This is a genomic window from Streptomyces sp. cg40, assembly GCF_050320165.1.
Classification (GTDB): Bacteria; Actinomycetota; Actinomycetes; order Streptomycetales; family Streptomycetaceae; genus Streptomyces; species Streptomyces hokutonensis.
The window spans coordinates 1,694,815-1,709,391 of sequence record NZ_CP190128.1 but is presented as its reverse complement, the minus strand read 5'-3'; the positions used below and the strand labels follow the sequence as shown (position 1 = coordinate 1,709,391).

Annotated in this window: 10 protein-coding genes and 1 pseudogene; 3 read left to right on the top strand and 8 right to left on the bottom strand. The window is 70.1% G+C overall.

The genetic code is table 11. From position 1 onward, the window contains the following. The first annotated feature begins 29 nt into the window (after positions 1-29). A complete protein-coding gene (locus ACQHII_RS07630) occupies positions 30-953 on the top strand; it encodes a hypothetical protein (protein WP_427918528.1) in 924 nt (307 codons plus the stop codon). A gap of 510 nt (positions 954-1,463) precedes the next feature. On the opposite strand, the gene ACQHII_RS07625 is transcribed toward ACQHII_RS07630, so the two are convergent. The 3 genes and pseudogenes from ACQHII_RS07625 to ACQHII_RS07615 all read right to left on the bottom strand — a co-directional run bounded on the left by ACQHII_RS07625 (position 1,464) and on the right by ACQHII_RS07615 (position 5,150). Continuing rightward, positions 1,464-3,563: a pentapeptide repeat-containing protein gene (locus tag ACQHII_RS07625; protein ID WP_427918527.1), complete on the bottom strand. Its 2,100-nt coding sequence runs from the start codon at positions 3,561-3,563 to the stop codon at positions 1,464-1,466. Positions 3,564-3,723: 160 nt separating this feature from the next. Beyond that, a pseudogene (locus tag ACQHII_RS07620) lies at positions 3,724-3,939 on the bottom strand (IS110 family transposase); the annotation flags it as partial. Positions 3,940-4,415: 476 nt separating this feature from the next. After that, on the bottom strand, positions 4,416-5,150 hold the full coding sequence (locus ACQHII_RS07615) for an SDR family NAD(P)-dependent oxidoreductase (protein WP_427918526.1): 735 nt from the start codon (positions 5,148-5,150) through the stop codon (positions 4,416-4,418). A gap of 112 nt (positions 5,151-5,262) precedes the next feature. Here ACQHII_RS07615 and ACQHII_RS07610 point away from each other — a divergent pair, with 112 nt between their 5' ends. Then, the gene (locus ACQHII_RS07610) at positions 5,263-5,889 is read left to right on the top strand and encodes a TetR/AcrR family transcriptional regulator (protein WP_427918525.1); all 627 of its coding nucleotides are present in this window, start codon (positions 5,263-5,265) and stop codon (positions 5,887-5,889) included. Between the two features lie 294 nt (positions 5,890-6,183). Here the strand turns inward: ACQHII_RS07610 and ACQHII_RS07605 are convergent, their stop codons facing one another. The 4 genes from ACQHII_RS07605 to ACQHII_RS07590 form a co-directional block, all read right to left on the bottom strand. Beyond that, a complete protein-coding gene (locus ACQHII_RS07605) occupies positions 6,184-6,951 on the bottom strand; it encodes an MIP/aquaporin family protein (protein ID WP_427918524.1) in 768 nt (255 codons plus the stop codon). After that, positions 6,948-7,685, bottom strand: coding sequence for a YoaK family protein (locus ACQHII_RS07600; protein ID WP_427918523.1), 738 nt, complete (start codon positions 7,683-7,685; stop codon positions 6,948-6,950). Before ACQHII_RS07600 ends, ACQHII_RS07605 begins: the two co-directional genes overlap by 4 nt. 95 nt (positions 7,686-7,780) lie before the next feature. Then, entirely contained in the window at positions 7,781-8,725 is a 945-nt protein-coding gene (locus ACQHII_RS07595; RefSeq protein WP_427918522.1) for a LysR family transcriptional regulator, read from the bottom strand. Between the two features lie 310 nt (positions 8,726-9,035). Continuing rightward, positions 9,036-10,910 (bottom strand): glycoside hydrolase family 76 protein, encoded by a 1,875-nt coding sequence (locus ACQHII_RS07590; protein WP_427918521.1) that lies wholly within the window; start codon positions 10,908-10,910, stop codon positions 9,036-9,038. 341 nt (positions 10,911-11,251) lie between these two features. On the opposite strand from ACQHII_RS07590, the gene ACQHII_RS07585 reads away from it, so the two are divergent. Further along, on the top strand, positions 11,252-14,134 hold the full coding sequence (locus ACQHII_RS07585; protein ID WP_427918520.1) for an MGH1-like glycoside hydrolase domain-containing protein: 2,883 nt from the start codon (positions 11,252-11,254) through the stop codon (positions 14,132-14,134). A 53-nt stretch (positions 14,135-14,187) separates the two neighbouring features. On the opposite strand, the gene ACQHII_RS07580 is transcribed toward ACQHII_RS07585, so the two are convergent. Continuing rightward, positions 14,188-14,523, bottom strand: a complete 336-nt coding sequence (locus tag ACQHII_RS07580) for a hypothetical protein (RefSeq protein ID WP_427918519.1) — start codon at positions 14,521-14,523, stop codon at positions 14,188-14,190. Positions 14,524-14,577 lie beyond the last annotated feature (54 nt).

The window sequence follows — 14,577 nt, the reverse complement described above, 5'->3', positions numbered from 1 at the left end:
AAGGCAGTTGAGCGGGGGAGGAGCAGCCCATGAGGGGCGGTGGACAACCGTACTGGAACGAGGACACGCAGGACTGGGAGGACGGTGAGAGCGAGACGTCCGCGGCCCGCACCTCCGCGCCGCCTCCGGTCCGCCCGGCGCACGAGCCGGTCGTGGAACTGGGCCGCGGCCCCGGCACGGCCGGGCAGCCGGTGACCGATCCGGATGCCCCGGACGGCGCATGGCCGCCGTCATGTCCGCCTGCCCGCCGTCCGGCGCGGGAGTGGGGCGGACGCCGTCACCGCACGTGGTGGACGGCGGGTGCCGGGGCCCTGGTGGCCGCCGTTGTGGTGACCCTGGTGACGATCCAGATGACGTCGGGCTCCCGGAACTCCCAGGACTCCCATGACGACAAGAGCGGTCAGGGGACGGTGGTGCCGAGTGGCTCGCCGTCGACCGATGACAGCACGACGGCCTCCGTGTCGCCGTCCGCCACGGACTCGCCCTCGGTCGAAGCCACCGTGCCCGTCGGCTACCGGGTGGTCCACGACCCCGCGGGCTTCACCATCGCCGTGCCCGACGACTGGCAGCGCGACGAGCGCACGACCGGCGTCTTCTACACGATCGACGGCGACCGGGACCTGCTCCAGATCTACCAGGTCGCCAACCCGACCGGCACGCCGTACGAAGCGCTCCAGTCCACGTCGAAGAGACGCAGAGGTGAGGTGCCGGGTTACGAGGAGTTGAGCCTGGAGCAGGTCACGGCGTCGGCGACCGCGCCGGGCCAGGACGCGGCGGAACTCGTCTACGCCTACGACAACAAGACGCTGAACCAGCGCAGACAGGTGGTGGATTACGCCTTCACGGCACCCAACGGCGCGCAGTACGCGGTCCTGGTGGCGGGTTCGGCGGACGAATGGCCGTTGCAGAAGGGCAGGTTGAGCGTGGCCCTGGCCCGCTTCGAGGCGGACTAGCCGGATGTGCGGGCGGCCGGCTTGATCTGAGCTGTATTTCTCGCGAGTTGGGCCCTGTCTGCGGCGCGTACGCACCATGGGCAGGGCCCAACTGCCGTTTCGTCGGAGCGTCACGCTCATGCCGTGTGCGCAGTTGACGGTCCCTTGCTTCAGCTGCTTCGGGAGCTTCTCCTGCGGCTGACCGGCGAGACCCGCGAGGTGGCATCATCATGACGCCCGAATTCCTGGCCGGCTTCAAGACCCATCACCTGCTGAGGCAAGCCGCACGCGGTGTCGTCCGGTGGCAGCCAGAGCAGCATCCAGCGTCCGTCTTCGTCCTCCGGACGCGAGAACCCACGTATCCGCGCAGCCGTTTCGACCACGTCGACATCACAGACGGGTGTCGCACGGGGTACCGGAAATCGGCGTGACGGCCGGTCGGTACCGCGACGGTGGGCCGGAGTGGCAGCCGGCGCGGTGGGGAAGTGGAGTGGGTCGAACTGGGTGCGGAGGTTCTTGGACGGCTTCGGTCTACGGTTCGGAGGTTCCCGCGCGGGGGGAGTGGTGCTTGCCGGGGGTGGTGGTGCGTACGCGGAAGGTGCCGTCGGGGGCCGTTTCGGAGCGATCCCGGATAGTCCCGGCGATTGTGCCGGGCCACTTGGTCGTGCTGGACCAGACCGCTTCTGCGAAGTCGGCGCCGTCGGTGCGGGCTCCACTCAGGTCGGCCCCGGCCAGGTCCGCGCCGCGCAGCCGGGCCCCAACCAGCTTGGCCCCTCTGAGGCGCGCTCCGGTCAGGTCGGCTCCGGCCAGGTCCGCGTGGGTGAGGTCGGCGCCCGTCAGCTTCGCTTTGTACAGAAAGGCCAGAGTGAGCCTGGCCCTGATCATCCGGGCCTGGGAAAAGTCCGCGGCGAAGAGATGGGCGCGGGTCAGGTCGGCTTCGGTGAGGATGGCCTTGGTCAGGTCGGCCTCGCTCAGGTTGGCGGAGGTCAGCTGGGCCCGCAGGAGCTTCGCGCCGCGCAGGTCCGCCTTGTCCAGGGCGATATCGGTGAGGTCGGAGTCGGTCAGGTCGGCCCCGGTCAACTTCGTTCCCGAGAACAGGGCGCCGGTCAGGTTCGTACGGGTCAGGCGGGCGCCGGACAGTTTCGCGCCCATCAGATAGACGTCGGCCAGGTTCGCGCCGGTAAGGATCGCCCCCGTCATGTCCGCGCTCACGGTGTTCGCTCCAGCCAGGTTCGCGCCCTTCAGATTGGCTCCCGACAGGTTCGCCTGCGTCAGGCGTGTCCGGGTCAGGTCGGTCCGGCTCAGGTCGGCGCCCGTCAGGATCGCTTTCGTGAGGTCGGCCCGGCTGAGGTCCGTTCCGGCGAGGCTCACGCCCACGAGATCGATACCGTGCAGCTGCGCGCCTGACAGGGAAACGGCCGTGCCGGACTTCAGCGCACTCCTGAGGCCAGCCCGCCCGACGGGTCTGGCGGGCCGGACGGCCCGCGTCTCCTTGCCGTGGCCGACGTCACCGGCGCGAAGCGGCCGGAACGCCGGGGCGGCATCGCAGAAGGCGATCAACAGCCGTTGGAAGAAAGGAGGTTGACTCTTCTCCTTGGACTTGTAGGGTCCGGGCGACCAGCCGTGCACGCGGTACACGTCATCGAAGAGCTGCTCCGAATCGTCCCGTATCCGGGCGGCCGGCCCGATGGGCCAGACGGTCTCCGAGGTCCACCGCGCCCCGGCCAGGTTCGCGCCCGTCAGCTCCGCGCCGCTCAGGTCGGCACCCGTCAGGTCGGCCCGTTCAAGACACGCCCCGGTCAGGTCGGCACCGGTGAGGTTCGCCCGGACGAGCACCGCCCCGCCCAGGTCCGCTCCGCGCAGCCGTGCTCCCGCGAGGTCCGCGTCCAGCAGGTTCGCGTGCGTCAGGTGAGCTCCGGTCAGGTCGGCCTCCGTCAACCGTGCCCGGACCAGCCTCGCCGAGCCCAGCTCCGCGCGGTCCAGACGAGCCCGCGTCAGGTCGGCGCCGATCAGATTCGCCACGTAGAAGAAGCTCCGGGACAGGTTCGCCTCCCGAAGGCACACCCCCGGCAGTGTGCCCAGTTGCGCGTAGACCCAGGGCAGGTCCACCCCGGTCAGGTCCGCCCCGTTGAGGTGGGCGCCTTTCAGGTTGACCGGCCGGGCCACCTCCTGCGCGCGGATGCGCCGGGCCAGTTCGTCGGCCCACGGGTACGGTCCGTCGGCGGCCACGGGAGGGTGACCGGGCGGCGTGTACCAGTACCGGCGGTCGGTCAGCCGTATCTCCGTTCCCCCGTCCAGGGCATCGGGTATCAGGATCCGGAGCGCGAGCCGGCCGGCCGGCTTGAGCACGATCGGGGTGACGACCCCCAGGACCAGTGCGATCAGGGACCTGACCGCATTCGCCGCCCCCGCCGCGCCGGCCCAAGTCGCCGCCGTGCAACCGACCGCCGCGCCCAGGAGCGCGTGCAGGCACAGGCCTGCGACGAGGGCGCCGGCGCCGGGCCCGTCGGGGTAGTCCCACCGCCCGTACCGGTGTGTGAACGGGTCTTCGTCGCGCAGGAGGGCAGCCCGGACGATGAGACATCTGTACAGGGAGGCACCGACCAGTCCCCACACCGCATATGACCACATGAGGTAACGATATGGGTCGGGCGTCGATCACCAACAGCGCCATTCCACAGGCTGGTTGACGCCGCACCGGGGTGACGGACCGGGGTTGCCTCACGGCGCCCGGGCCGACCGTGACGGGGCGGCCCCGCAGCGCGCGGGCCGCGGCCGCTGCGGCGACGGCGTCGGTCTTGCCGTGCCTGCGGCGCAGGGCGCGGTCGTGCTGGTTGACCTCGACGACGTGGATGTTCTCCCGGCTCAGGAAGTCGGCCAGGGCGGCTCCGTAGGAACCGGTGCACTCCACACCGGCTCGGCTCAGGGTGCCGAACGAGCCTGCCCGGACAAGAAGTTGGCGGTATCCGGTAGTGGTGACCGGGAACTCCTGGTGAGCCAGAAGCACCTCCAGCACGGTGACCACGGCGGCGACATGCACGTCCTTGTGGGTGTCCACCTCAAGGATCACCTCCTCTGCCAGTGGCTTTTCAGACTGTGCGGGCAGAATCGGCTGGGGCAGGCCGGTGATGGTCACGCGGCTCCTCGTTCGGCACGGGGCTGATGGCCGATGTCGGGCCGGTGGGCGGTCGGAACGGTGACGGTGCCCTGTGCGGCAAGGCCCCTGTCGAGACACGCCCGCCAGTCCGATGACAGCGATCGCCGCCCGGGACCGCGGGCCGACAGTTCACCCGGCTGTCGAGTGGCGGGGGTTCGGTGGGCGGCGTAGCGCCGGGATGCCGGGTCCGTGCTCCCGCCGTCCCGACGTACTGGCTGCTCAACGCCGCCAACTGCTCGCATCCGCGGCGAGAGGGCGGCCGCTGGGCCGGACGCCCTCTCGAAGTCGCTACTCCACGAACCCGGTGGACCAACGTGGTCGCGGTACTAGACGGCGGTCCGTCCGGCGTCGGCCGCGAGGGTGGTGCCGGTGAGGTAGCTCGCGCGGTCCGAGGCGAGGAAGAGGATGACCTCGGCGATCTCGCGCGGGCTCGCGAGCCGGCCGAGCACGGTGGTCTTCGCGACCTGCTCGGCACCCTCCTCGCCGAAGGTGGCCAGGACCATGTCGGTCCGCGTGGGACCTGGTGCGACGGCGTTCACGCGCACGCCGGCCGGACTGAACTCGGCGGCCCAGGTGCGCGTCAGCGACTCCAGCGCGGCCTTGGTGGCGCCGTAGACGGACAGTCCGGGCATGCCGATCCTGGCAGCCATGCTGCTGACGTTGACGATGCTGCCGGAGCCCTTGGCGATCATGGCGGGAACCAGGGCCGCGGTGAGGAGGTACGGGGCGCGGACGTTGGCCGCGAGGGTCTCGTCGAGCGTCGCGGGGTCCTGGTCCACGGTCGGCGAACCCGGGAAGATCGCGGCGTTGTTGACCAGGATGTCGACGGGGCCGGCCGCTTCGGCGAGGTGGCGCAGCGCGGCCGGGTCGGTGAGGTCGGCGGCGACGAAGCGCGCCCGGCCGCCGGTGTCCGTGATCGACCGTACGGTCGCGGCCCCGCGCTCGGCGTTGCGGCCGGAGACGACGACCTCGGCGCCGGCCTCGGCCATCAACCGCGCCGTTTCGGCGCCGATGCCGCCCGTCGAACCGGTGACGAGGGCGACCTTGTCGGAGAGTTCCATGCCGGGTCCTTCCGGAAGTCCGGCCGCAGGTGGCGGCCGGAATGGATTGGGTGACCCAGAATGGTTCGAGAAAAATGGGTTGTCCAATCCAGAATCTGCTAGCGTCGTGGGTATGAGTACCGAGGTGCGGCGGCCCGCCGAGAAGAAGCTCACCCGCAAGGGACAGGAGACCCGGCGCCGGATCGTCGCCGCCGCCGCGCAGCTCATGTACGAGCGGGGCGTGACCGAGGCGACGCTGGAGGATGTGCGGGCAGCCGCCGGGGTGAGCGGCTCGCAGATCTACCACTACTTCGCCGACAAGCAGGAACTGCTGCTGGCCGTGATCGAGTTCCAGACCGAGGCGGTGCTGGACATGCAGAAACCGCTCTTCGGCGGGCTCGACACCATGAAGGGGCTACGGCAGTGGCGGGACGCGCTGGTGGAGTACCAACTCCGGATGCAGTGCCGCGGCGGCTGCCCGATCGGCTCCCTCGGCAGCGAGATCGCCGAGACCAACCCCGAGGCGCGGCTCGCCGCGGCCAGCGGCTTCCTGCGCTGGGAGTCGGCGATCCGCGGCGGTCTCCGGGCGATGTACGACCGCGGTGAACTCGACGCCGATCCCGACGACCTCGCCCTCGCCACGCTCGCCGCACTCCAGGGCGGACTGCTGCTCACCCAACTGCAACGCCAGGTCAGGCCGTTGGAGGTGGCGCTGGACACGATGCTCGACCACATCGAAGGCCGCACGAGGCGGGTGTGACGCGGGACCGTTCCAGTCCTTGAGGCGCGGTTCGCTGCCCGCTGCCGCTGTCCCGCGAACCCGGCGCATCTTCCGGTCGGAGCCCTGGCCGCAGTGTCACTGCTCGACCGGGGCCGAGCCGGCGGGCCGGGCCGGACGTTTCAGGGTCGGGCTCCGGCAGGGGTGCGCAGCCAGTCGGCCAACGCCTCGTCGGCGTCGAGGACATGGTGCTCCGCGCGATACGGGCCTGGGTGGTGTCGCCCCGGCGCAAGTGGTCGAGCGGTTCGTCGTGCTCGCGTTGGTTGTGGACCGGGATCACGGGCGGGAAGTGCGATGGGGCTCGGCGGTCGGCGTCTGTGCTGTCGTACGGCGGTGGGTGGCGATGCCGTTGATCACGACCGTCGCCGTGAGAGCCCCGAACGGCGGAGCGAGGAGGTAGACCGGCAGGAGGGAGAGGTCTCCGGAGAACAGCGCCGGGCCGAACTCCCTTGCAGGATTGGCGATTCCGCCCGACAGGGTGCCGAAGGCGAGGATCTGGGCGGTGATCATCGTGCCGACGGCCCAGGGGGTGAACGGGCCGAGTCTTCGACTGGAGAGACCGATTCCGGCGACGGCGACGATGGCGAACATCGTGGCGGCCTCGACGACGGTCACTGCTGCCCAACTCCAGCCGGGAGCCGGGCGGATGACGGCGAAGTCCACGGCGGGGGAGGCGAACACCGGGCCCCACACCAGTCGTCCGGCCGCGATGCCGAGGAGGGAACCGATCAGTAGTCCCGCGATGAACGGCGCGACATCGCGGCCCGATGTGCGGCCGTAGCGCCACATCGCGAGGGTGATCGCCGGGTTGACGTGGCCTCCGGTCACCCTGCCCCAGGGGGAGAGCATGACGGCGGTGACCGTGTAGCCGGAGAGCGGGGCCACGGCGAGGAGGCGGCCCTCTGGAACGTTCCACCAGTCGTCGGCCGCCGGGTCGAGGGTGCCCAGCAGCCAGCGGACCGTGGTGGCCACGATGAACAACATCAGTGCTGTCAGGGCGAGTTCGAGAAGAGCCGAGTGCAGCGTGCGGCGGCTCGCGCTCACAGCGGCTTCGTCCACGAGGCGTCGGAGCGGGTCAGCGCGAACGCGGTGGCGGAGGCCGCGACCAGCAGCAGCGCGGCGAACAGCAGAGGCAGGGCCCGGCCGCCGTGCTCGACCGTCACGGCGCCGGCCAGACCGCCCGCGAACATCGCCGCCGCCGACAGCAGCCGACGGCCGATCTTGCTGCCCTTGCCGCCCGCGAGCCGGCTGTCCGCCGCCACTCCGGTGATGGTGAGCGTCAGCACGGTCGTGGTCAGGTCGGGTACGGCCAGGGCGCGGGCGGTGGCGTTCTGCACGCCCATCGCCAGGCCGAGGAGCGCGATCAAGGCGTATTGGACCGTTCCACTCGCGTGCGCGGTGTCCGTGGTCTGCGCGACGACGTACGCCGCCAGGACCAGGGCCGTCTCCAGCAGCAGCGCCAGGTGCAGGACCCGTCCCCGGTGGGCACCCGCCCAGTGGGCGAGCCGGCCGCCGAGCAGGGCGCCGGCGGCGAACGCGGCCAGCGCGGCGAGGGAGGCGACCAGCGAGAAACCGGCCGCGCCGGCGATCGCGAAGCCGGAGAAGACGACGTTGCCGGTCATATTGGCGACGAAGACATGGCCCAGGACGAGATAGCTGAAAGCGTCCACGAGCCCGGTCACCACGGTCAGCGCGAGCATGAGCGGAGGGAGCGGACCGTGCCGGTCCTTCATGTCCGGGACGATCGTGGACCAGGCGTCCCGCAGTACGGCAGACATGGCAGTGCTCCCTTTCGCGGGCTCTCGGGCTTCCCCACGAGCCTCGCCCGACAGGAGCGTTCCGTCCAACATGTGGATGCGGACGCAGCGATCTGCTACGCCGATTGATCGCCCCGCCCGCTGACCGCGTGCCGCTCCACCACCTCGAGGAACGCGGCGGCGGCCGGAGCCAGCCGCTTGCTGTCGTGGACCGCGCAGATTGTGTGGACGGCCGCCTCGTCGGCGACCCGGAGCGCGCGGGCGCCGTACGGCAGGGAGTCCTGGGGGTCACTGCCCGGCGCGGCGTCGGTGAACACGGACGAGCGCGGTACGACGGTCACGCCGTTGCCCCGCGCGGCCAGCCGGATCATGTCGTGGATCTGGCCGACCTGGAAGTGCTGGCCGGGTTCCACCCCGGCGCGCGCGAAGGCCGCCTCCACCTGGCGGCGCAGCCCGCTGCCCCGGGTGAACTGGATCAGCTGGTGGCTCTCCGGGAGGTCCGCGAGGTCGACGGTGTCACGGTCGGCCAGGGCGTGACCGGCCGGCACGATCAGCATCAGCGGGTCCACGGCCACCACCAGGTGGTCGAGCCCTTCCGGTACTTGGCGCGGTCCAAGGCCCACGACCGCGATGTCGAGGTCACCGGCCAGGACCGACGTGGCCATCTGCGCGCTGGGCGCGTTGGTCACATGGAAGTCGATGCCCGGGTAGCGGGCGTGGTAGTCGGCCATCACCTCGACCAGGTCGACGGAGGAGGCGCGCGTCTGGACCAGTCCAAGACGCAGCCGCCCGCGCCGCAGCCCGGACAGCGCGTCGAGGGCGGCCTGAGCGTTGTCGACGTCGGCGAGGACGCGACGGGCCAGCGGTTCCAGGAGTTCCCCGGCGGCCGTGAGCCGTACGGAACGGCTGGTGCGGCTGAACAGTTGGGCGCCCACGTCCTTCTCCAGCCGGGCGATCTGCTGGCTCAGCGCGGACTGGGCGACGTAGCAACTGGCCGCCGCCTGCGTGAAGTTGAGGGTCTCGGCGACGGCGAGGAAGTACTTCAGGTGACGCAGGTCCATGGCCTCATCCGTCCATCTGCCCAGCCATCCGTTTGTCCATCCATCCATCCATCCATCCGTCTGGCCGATCGATTCGAGTAGAACCATGTGTTGGACCGATCCATCCTCGCAAACCTGGCGTCGAGACGCCACCAGCCGACCGACCTTTCAGGAGCCGACGTGTCCAGCAGCACCATGCCCGTGGGCAGTACCGAGCCCGTGGGCAGCACTATGCCCGTGGGTGGCTCCTGCGTGGCAAGCCTGGTCGCGCCCCAGGGACGCAACCAGGCCGCCGTCACCCAGGTGTCCCGCACCCACCCTGCGCGCCGGCTCAGCCCGCCGCGGCGGTCAGCGCCCCGAGCGCGCCGGCCTGCGTCCGCCAGTCGGTCTGGTTCGGACCGGTGCCCGCCCAGCGTTCCCCGAGCGCGTTGAGGTTGGACCGGTCCTGCGCCCACAGCGTGTCGGCCTGTTCCTGGATGTAGGCGCGGTAGGTGCTGGATCCAGTCACGTTCGCGAGGTCGGCGAAGTTCCGCATGAAGATGCCCTTGAACTGCTTCTGGTTGTCGTCGCAGGACGCCGAGCCGACGTCGCAGGACTCGGTGAGCACCCCGCCGACGGTCAGCTGCGAGCTGCTGATCGCGGCGTCCGCCAGGGTCTTCGCGGTGGTCAGCAGCGAGCTGTCCCCGGTCGACTTCCACAGCTCCGTGAAGGCGCCGATGGCCAGTCCCTGGTTGTAACTCCACACGGTGGAGCCGTTGTTGGCGCAGGACGAGGACAGTCCGTCGTTGACCAGACCCGAGGAGTTGATCATCCCGCTCGCCCTGTACCAGGCGGCCGAGGTCTGCGCCCGCTGCAGCCACACGGTGTCCCCCGGGATCCGCTGGTGCAGCGCGGTGGTCAGCCACAGGTACTGCCCGTTGGTCACCGCGTTCTTGTAGGTCTTCTCACGGTCCCACCACACCCCGCCGCCGCAGGTGCTGGTGTCCCAGTACTGCTGTACGTAGTTGGCGATGGTGACGGCCTCGTTGAGATAGCGCGCGTCGTGCGTGTAGTCGTACGCGTCGATCCACGCGATGGCCCACCAGCCCGAGTCGTCGATGGACCGGCTGATGAAGTCCCCCTCGATCGCGTCCGAACTGCGCGTCCCGGCCGGGAAAACACCCTTGTTCTGGTCGAAGGTGCGGGCGATGATCCAGTCGTAGTCGTGCGTGCCGGTCGTCCTAGCGAAGTCGATGACGGAGGTGAGGGTGGCCGCCGAGTTCCACCAACTGCTGGGCCACCAGCCGTTGTAGGGGTCGTACGACGTCATCAGCGCGTCCGCCGCAGCGCGTGCCCTGCTCGGCACGGGCCGGTACCACGCGGTGCAGCTGCCCTCGTTGTGGCTCGCCTCCCGGCCGCAGGCGCGGACCGCGCCGCCGTAGAGGAGACCGCGCGGATCGCGGGTGGCGTACATCGTGGTGCGGGTGGTCGTGGCCCCGGACGGGGTGCTGGTACGGCCGAGTGAGGAGCCGTCCGGCCAGGTCGCGCCGCCGTCCCAGGAACGGTCCAACCAGATCTCGTCGCCGGCGCCGCCCGTGTCGATGCTCGCCCAGGCCATCGCGTTCTTCTGGTCGACGTGCAGCCGGATCGTGCGGCCGTACAAGGTGGTTGACGGCACCGGCTGGTCGTCGCCCGCCGCCCGGTCCGCGCTCGTGCCGTCGCAGAGGGTGTCGCAGACAGTGGGGTAGACCCAGTTCGTGCAGCCCACGCCGGCCGCGTCGCCGCAGGCCCGGACCAGGCCGCGCCTGTGGTTGCGCGGGTCGGTGATGTTGTACATCAGCGTCCTGGTACCGGTCCAAGTACTCGGGATGCTCGCCTTGCCGAGCAGTCCGTCCCAGGTGGCGCCGCCGTCCCAGGAACGGTCCAACCAGACCGCGTCACCGGTCGAGCCGTTGTCGATACTGGCCCACGCCATGTCGTCCGCGTCGGACACATGGAGTTGCACACGCCGGCCGTTGAGAATCCTGTCCGGCACTGGAAACGTTTCCTGCCTGGCCTGCGAAGGGTCCAGCGTGTCACAGGCCAGGACACACACCTGCGTTGCGGCGGACGCCGGCGTCGCGGCCGGGACGAGCACCACGAACGCCAGGGCGGCCGTCAGGAGAAAGCTCAGGAGAAAGTTGAAGAACCGTGGTCTGACAACGATGTCGAAGCCGTGAAGGGACACCGGGAACTCGCCTCGATTTCACGATGGGGGACGCCGGGTGTGAATGGATTCAGCCCTGGATTAAAGGTCCATACCTCTACCCGCACTCGACGCAGTGAACCGGCTTGGTCTGGCCCTGTCAATGTCGTAAGGCGCGCTTTTTAGCGGGGAGTTGAAGGCTCTCGCGATGGGTTGACACCCGCTCTCCCGGCACCCATCATCGGTGCGAACTTCGGCGAGTCATCTCGCGCACCCGTCGCTCCTCCAGCTCCAGGCCTCCGTGATCGATCGAATTGAATCGATTCACCAAGCCTGGTTGTCCAGTTGAGCGGCTGATTCCCCCACCGATCCGGGAGGCACTCATGCGCCGTCGCAGGCCAGCGCTGAACCGAAAGCCCAGACCAGGGCGCCTAGTCGGGCTCACCGTGGTGGTGGCCGCCGCGCTGGCCGTGCCCCCGGCGCTGTCCGCCGGGGCGGCACCGACGGCCGCAACATCCGCCCCCAAGGCGGCACTTGACGCCGTGAACTACTCGCCGACCTCGCGCACCCTCACGCCGACCGCCGTCTACCGCACCTTCGGCAGCGTCGCGAACCCGACGAACGTGCTGAACGGACAGGCGACCCGGATCTCCGGCTCGCAGTCCGCCGTCACGCTCGACTTCGGGAAAGAGGTCGGCGGCTTGGTAACGTTGTCATTCGGCAGTGCCAGCTCCACCGGTCAACGCGTCGGACTGGCCTTCAGCGAGTCGTCCCTGTACGTGGGCAACAACAGCGACCGCAGCAGTGGCCGCGACGGCGAGGACGGCGCCCTCTACGCCACGCCGAGCGCGAACGGCACGTACACCATGCCCACCGCTCAACTCCGGGGCGGTTTCCGCTACTTGACCGTCTTCCTGGACAGCTCGGGCTGGGTCGACCTCAAGGGCGTCAGCCTCGACTTCACCGCGGCCCCGGGGAAGACCAACCCGGCCGACTACGCCAACTACTTCACGTCAAGCGACGAGTTGCTCAACCGCATCTGGTACGCCGGGGCGTACACCGTGCAGTTGAACACCATCGCCTCCAACCAGGGCCGCGCCTGGCCGCCGCCCACCTCGGCGTGGGACAACAGCGCCACCGTCGGCGTCGGGGACTCCGTACTGGTCGACGGCGCGAAGCGCGACCGTACGGTGTGGCCCGGCGACATGGGCATCGCCGTCCCCACGCAGTACGCGTACTCGAACGACCTCACCTCGACCCGCAACGCGCTCACCACGATGTACGACGCGCAGTCGGCCGCGGGTGAAATCCCTTGGTCCGGGCCACCGTTCAACCTCACCGGCTCGGACACGTACCACACCTGGACGCTGCTGGGGACGTCCACGTACTACACGTACACCGCCGACCGGGCGTGGCTGGACTCCGAATGGTCCAACTACAAGCGGGGGATGGCCTTCATCACCGACAAGATCGACGGCAACAACCTGCTCGACGTGACCCGCACCCAGGACTGGGCCCGGGTCGGCCAGGGCGGCGAGAACATCTCCGCCAACGCGCTGCTGTACGGCGCCCTCAGGGGCGGCGCGACCCTCGCCACGGTCGAGGGCGACAGCGCGCTCGCCGCGAGCTGGAACAGCAAAGCCGATGCCATCAAGGCCGCGGCCAACTCCCTGCTGTGGGACGCCTCGAAGGGCATGTACAAGGACAACCCGACCAGCGCCCTCCACCCGCAGGACGGCAACTCCCTCGCCGTCTGGTACGGGTTGAGCGACTCCACGGCCAAGTCGAAGAGCATCGTCGCGGGGCTCGGCAACAACTGGGGCAGCTACGGCCCCACCACGCCCGAATGGGGCGGCAACGTCTCGCCGTTCGCCGGCGGCATGGAGCTGAACGCGCGCTTCACCGCCAATAACGACTACACCGCCCTGGACCAGATCCGCCGCACCTGGGGCCACATGCTCGACAGCGACATCGGCACCAACAGCACGTTCTGGGAGGGCGTCAAGGCCGACGGAGGCCTCGCGTACGGCGGTTCGTTCATGAGCCTCGCCCACGGCTGGTCCACCGCGCCCACCTCCACGCTCACCTTCGACGTGCTCGGCACCGCGCCCGAGTCGTCAACAGGCGCCTACCGTTTCGTGCCGCACCCCGGCGACCTGACCAGTGCCCAGGGCCGCATCACCACGCCCCAGGGCGCGATCAACGCCTCCTGGTCCCGCGACCCGTCGGCCGGCACCTACTCGGCCACCCTCTCCAGCCCGTCCGGCAGCACCGGCCGGATCGGCGTCCCGAAACTCGGTGGCACCATCACGGTGACCGTGAACGGCGCGACCGTCTGGAGCAACGGAACCTTCACGCCGACCTCCGGCATCACCGGCGGCAGCCAGGACGACACCTACGTCTACCTCACCGGCGTCGCCCCCGGCAGCTACACCGTCTCCGCCACCGGCCTCGGCAACCCGGCACCGCCCGCCGAACCCGGCACCGGCGCCCTGCGCGCGGGCTACACCCGGTGCGCGGGCGAGGGCGGCACCTGCTCCTTCAGCGGTACCCGCTCGGTGGCCTACGGCGCCGGAACGTACACCTACAAGACCGCGACCGGCAGCACCGCCTGCTCCAACGACTCCTTCGGCGGCGACCCGGCCGCGAACCTCGTCAAGTCCTGCTACGTCGCCGATGCGGGCGGCCCGCCCGGCTACACCGCCTGCGCTGCCGAGGGCGGCACCTGCTCCGTGCCCGGCTACAACCGTGACGTCGCCTACGGAGCCAACGGCAACTTCGTCCACCAGGTCACCAACGGCTCCGTCGACTGCTCCAACGCCCACTTCGGCGATCCCATCGACGGTGTCGCCAAGTCCTGCTATCTGCCGCCCGCCGGCGCCCCGGCCGGTGGCTGGACCAAGTGCGCTGACCAGAACGGGACTTGTGCGGCGGTGGCGGGACAGCCGGTGATGTACGGCGCCTACGGAGCGTTCACCACGGCCACCGCGACGGGTGACACAGCGTGCACCGACGGCACCTTCGGCGACCCCATCTCCGGTGAGTCGAAGGCCTGTTACACCGCCATCGGCGGCCCGGTCGGCTACGCCACCAACTGCGCGGCGGAAGGCGGCACTTGTGCCTTCAGCGGACAGCAGACCGTCGCCTACGGCGCCCGGGGCCGCTTCCTCTACAAGACCTTCAGCGGCGGTACGAGCTGCACGACGGCGGCCTTCGGCTCCGATCCGCTGCCGAACGTGAGCAAATCCTGCTACCTCACGTCCTGAGCGGTCCGACACCTCCGGCGGCCTCCGCCTCACCGTGTGTCGGGGCCGCCGGATCACTCCGGATGCGCCACCGCCTCCTTCTGGAGCTGCACCGCCGCCAGCAGGCTCAGCCCCGGTTCCGCCTGTCGCAGCGCCCGCACCGCCGCGACCGAGCCGAGGTCCCCGGCGAAGCCGGCGGCGGTCAGTCGGGACCGGACCCAACGAGCCCGCAGTCGGCCTTCGTCGGCGGCCGCCGTGGACTCGACGAGCGCGATGGAGCGTTCCAGGCCGGGGCGCTCCTCGGGCGAGGCCTCGACCAGTGCCTCACGCAGGGCCGCCGCGATCACGTCCGCGTCTCGGACGGTCAGTACGGCAGTGTTCTTCTTGCCCAGTCCCATAATTCCTGTCATGGGGGACAGGATGGCCGTCACATCCCGTGCCCGCCAAGCGACTTGAGGAGACTC

Excerpts from the sequence above, each read along its gene's own strand:
- ACQHII_RS07615 (WP_427918526.1), bottom strand. The coding sequence starts at position 5,150 with ATGGAACTCTCCGACAAGGTCGCCCTCGTCACCGGTTCGACGGGCGGC.
- ACQHII_RS07630 (WP_427918528.1), top strand. The coding sequence starts at position 30 with ATGAGGGGCGGTGGACAACCGTACTGGAACGAGGACACGCAGGACTGG.
- ACQHII_RS07580 (WP_427918519.1), bottom strand. The coding sequence starts at position 14,523 with ATGACAGGAATTATGGGACTGGGCAAGAAGAACACTGCCGTACTGACC.
- ACQHII_RS07600 (WP_427918523.1), bottom strand. The coding sequence starts at position 7,685 with ATGTCTGCCGTACTGCGGGACGCCTGGTCCACGATCGTCCCGGACATG.
- ACQHII_RS07610 (WP_427918525.1), top strand. The coding sequence starts at position 5,263 with ATGAGTACCGAGGTGCGGCGGCCCGCCGAGAAGAAGCTCACCCGCAAG.
- ACQHII_RS07585 (WP_427918520.1), top strand. The coding sequence starts at position 11,252 with ATGCGCCGTCGCAGGCCAGCGCTGAACCGAAAGCCCAGACCAGGGCGC.
- ACQHII_RS07595 (WP_427918522.1), bottom strand. The coding sequence starts at position 8,725 with ATGGACCTGCGTCACCTGAAGTACTTCCTCGCCGTCGCCGAGACCCTC.
- ACQHII_RS07625 (WP_427918527.1), bottom strand. The coding sequence starts at position 3,563 with ATGTGGTCATATGCGGTGTGGGGACTGGTCGGTGCCTCCCTGTACAGA.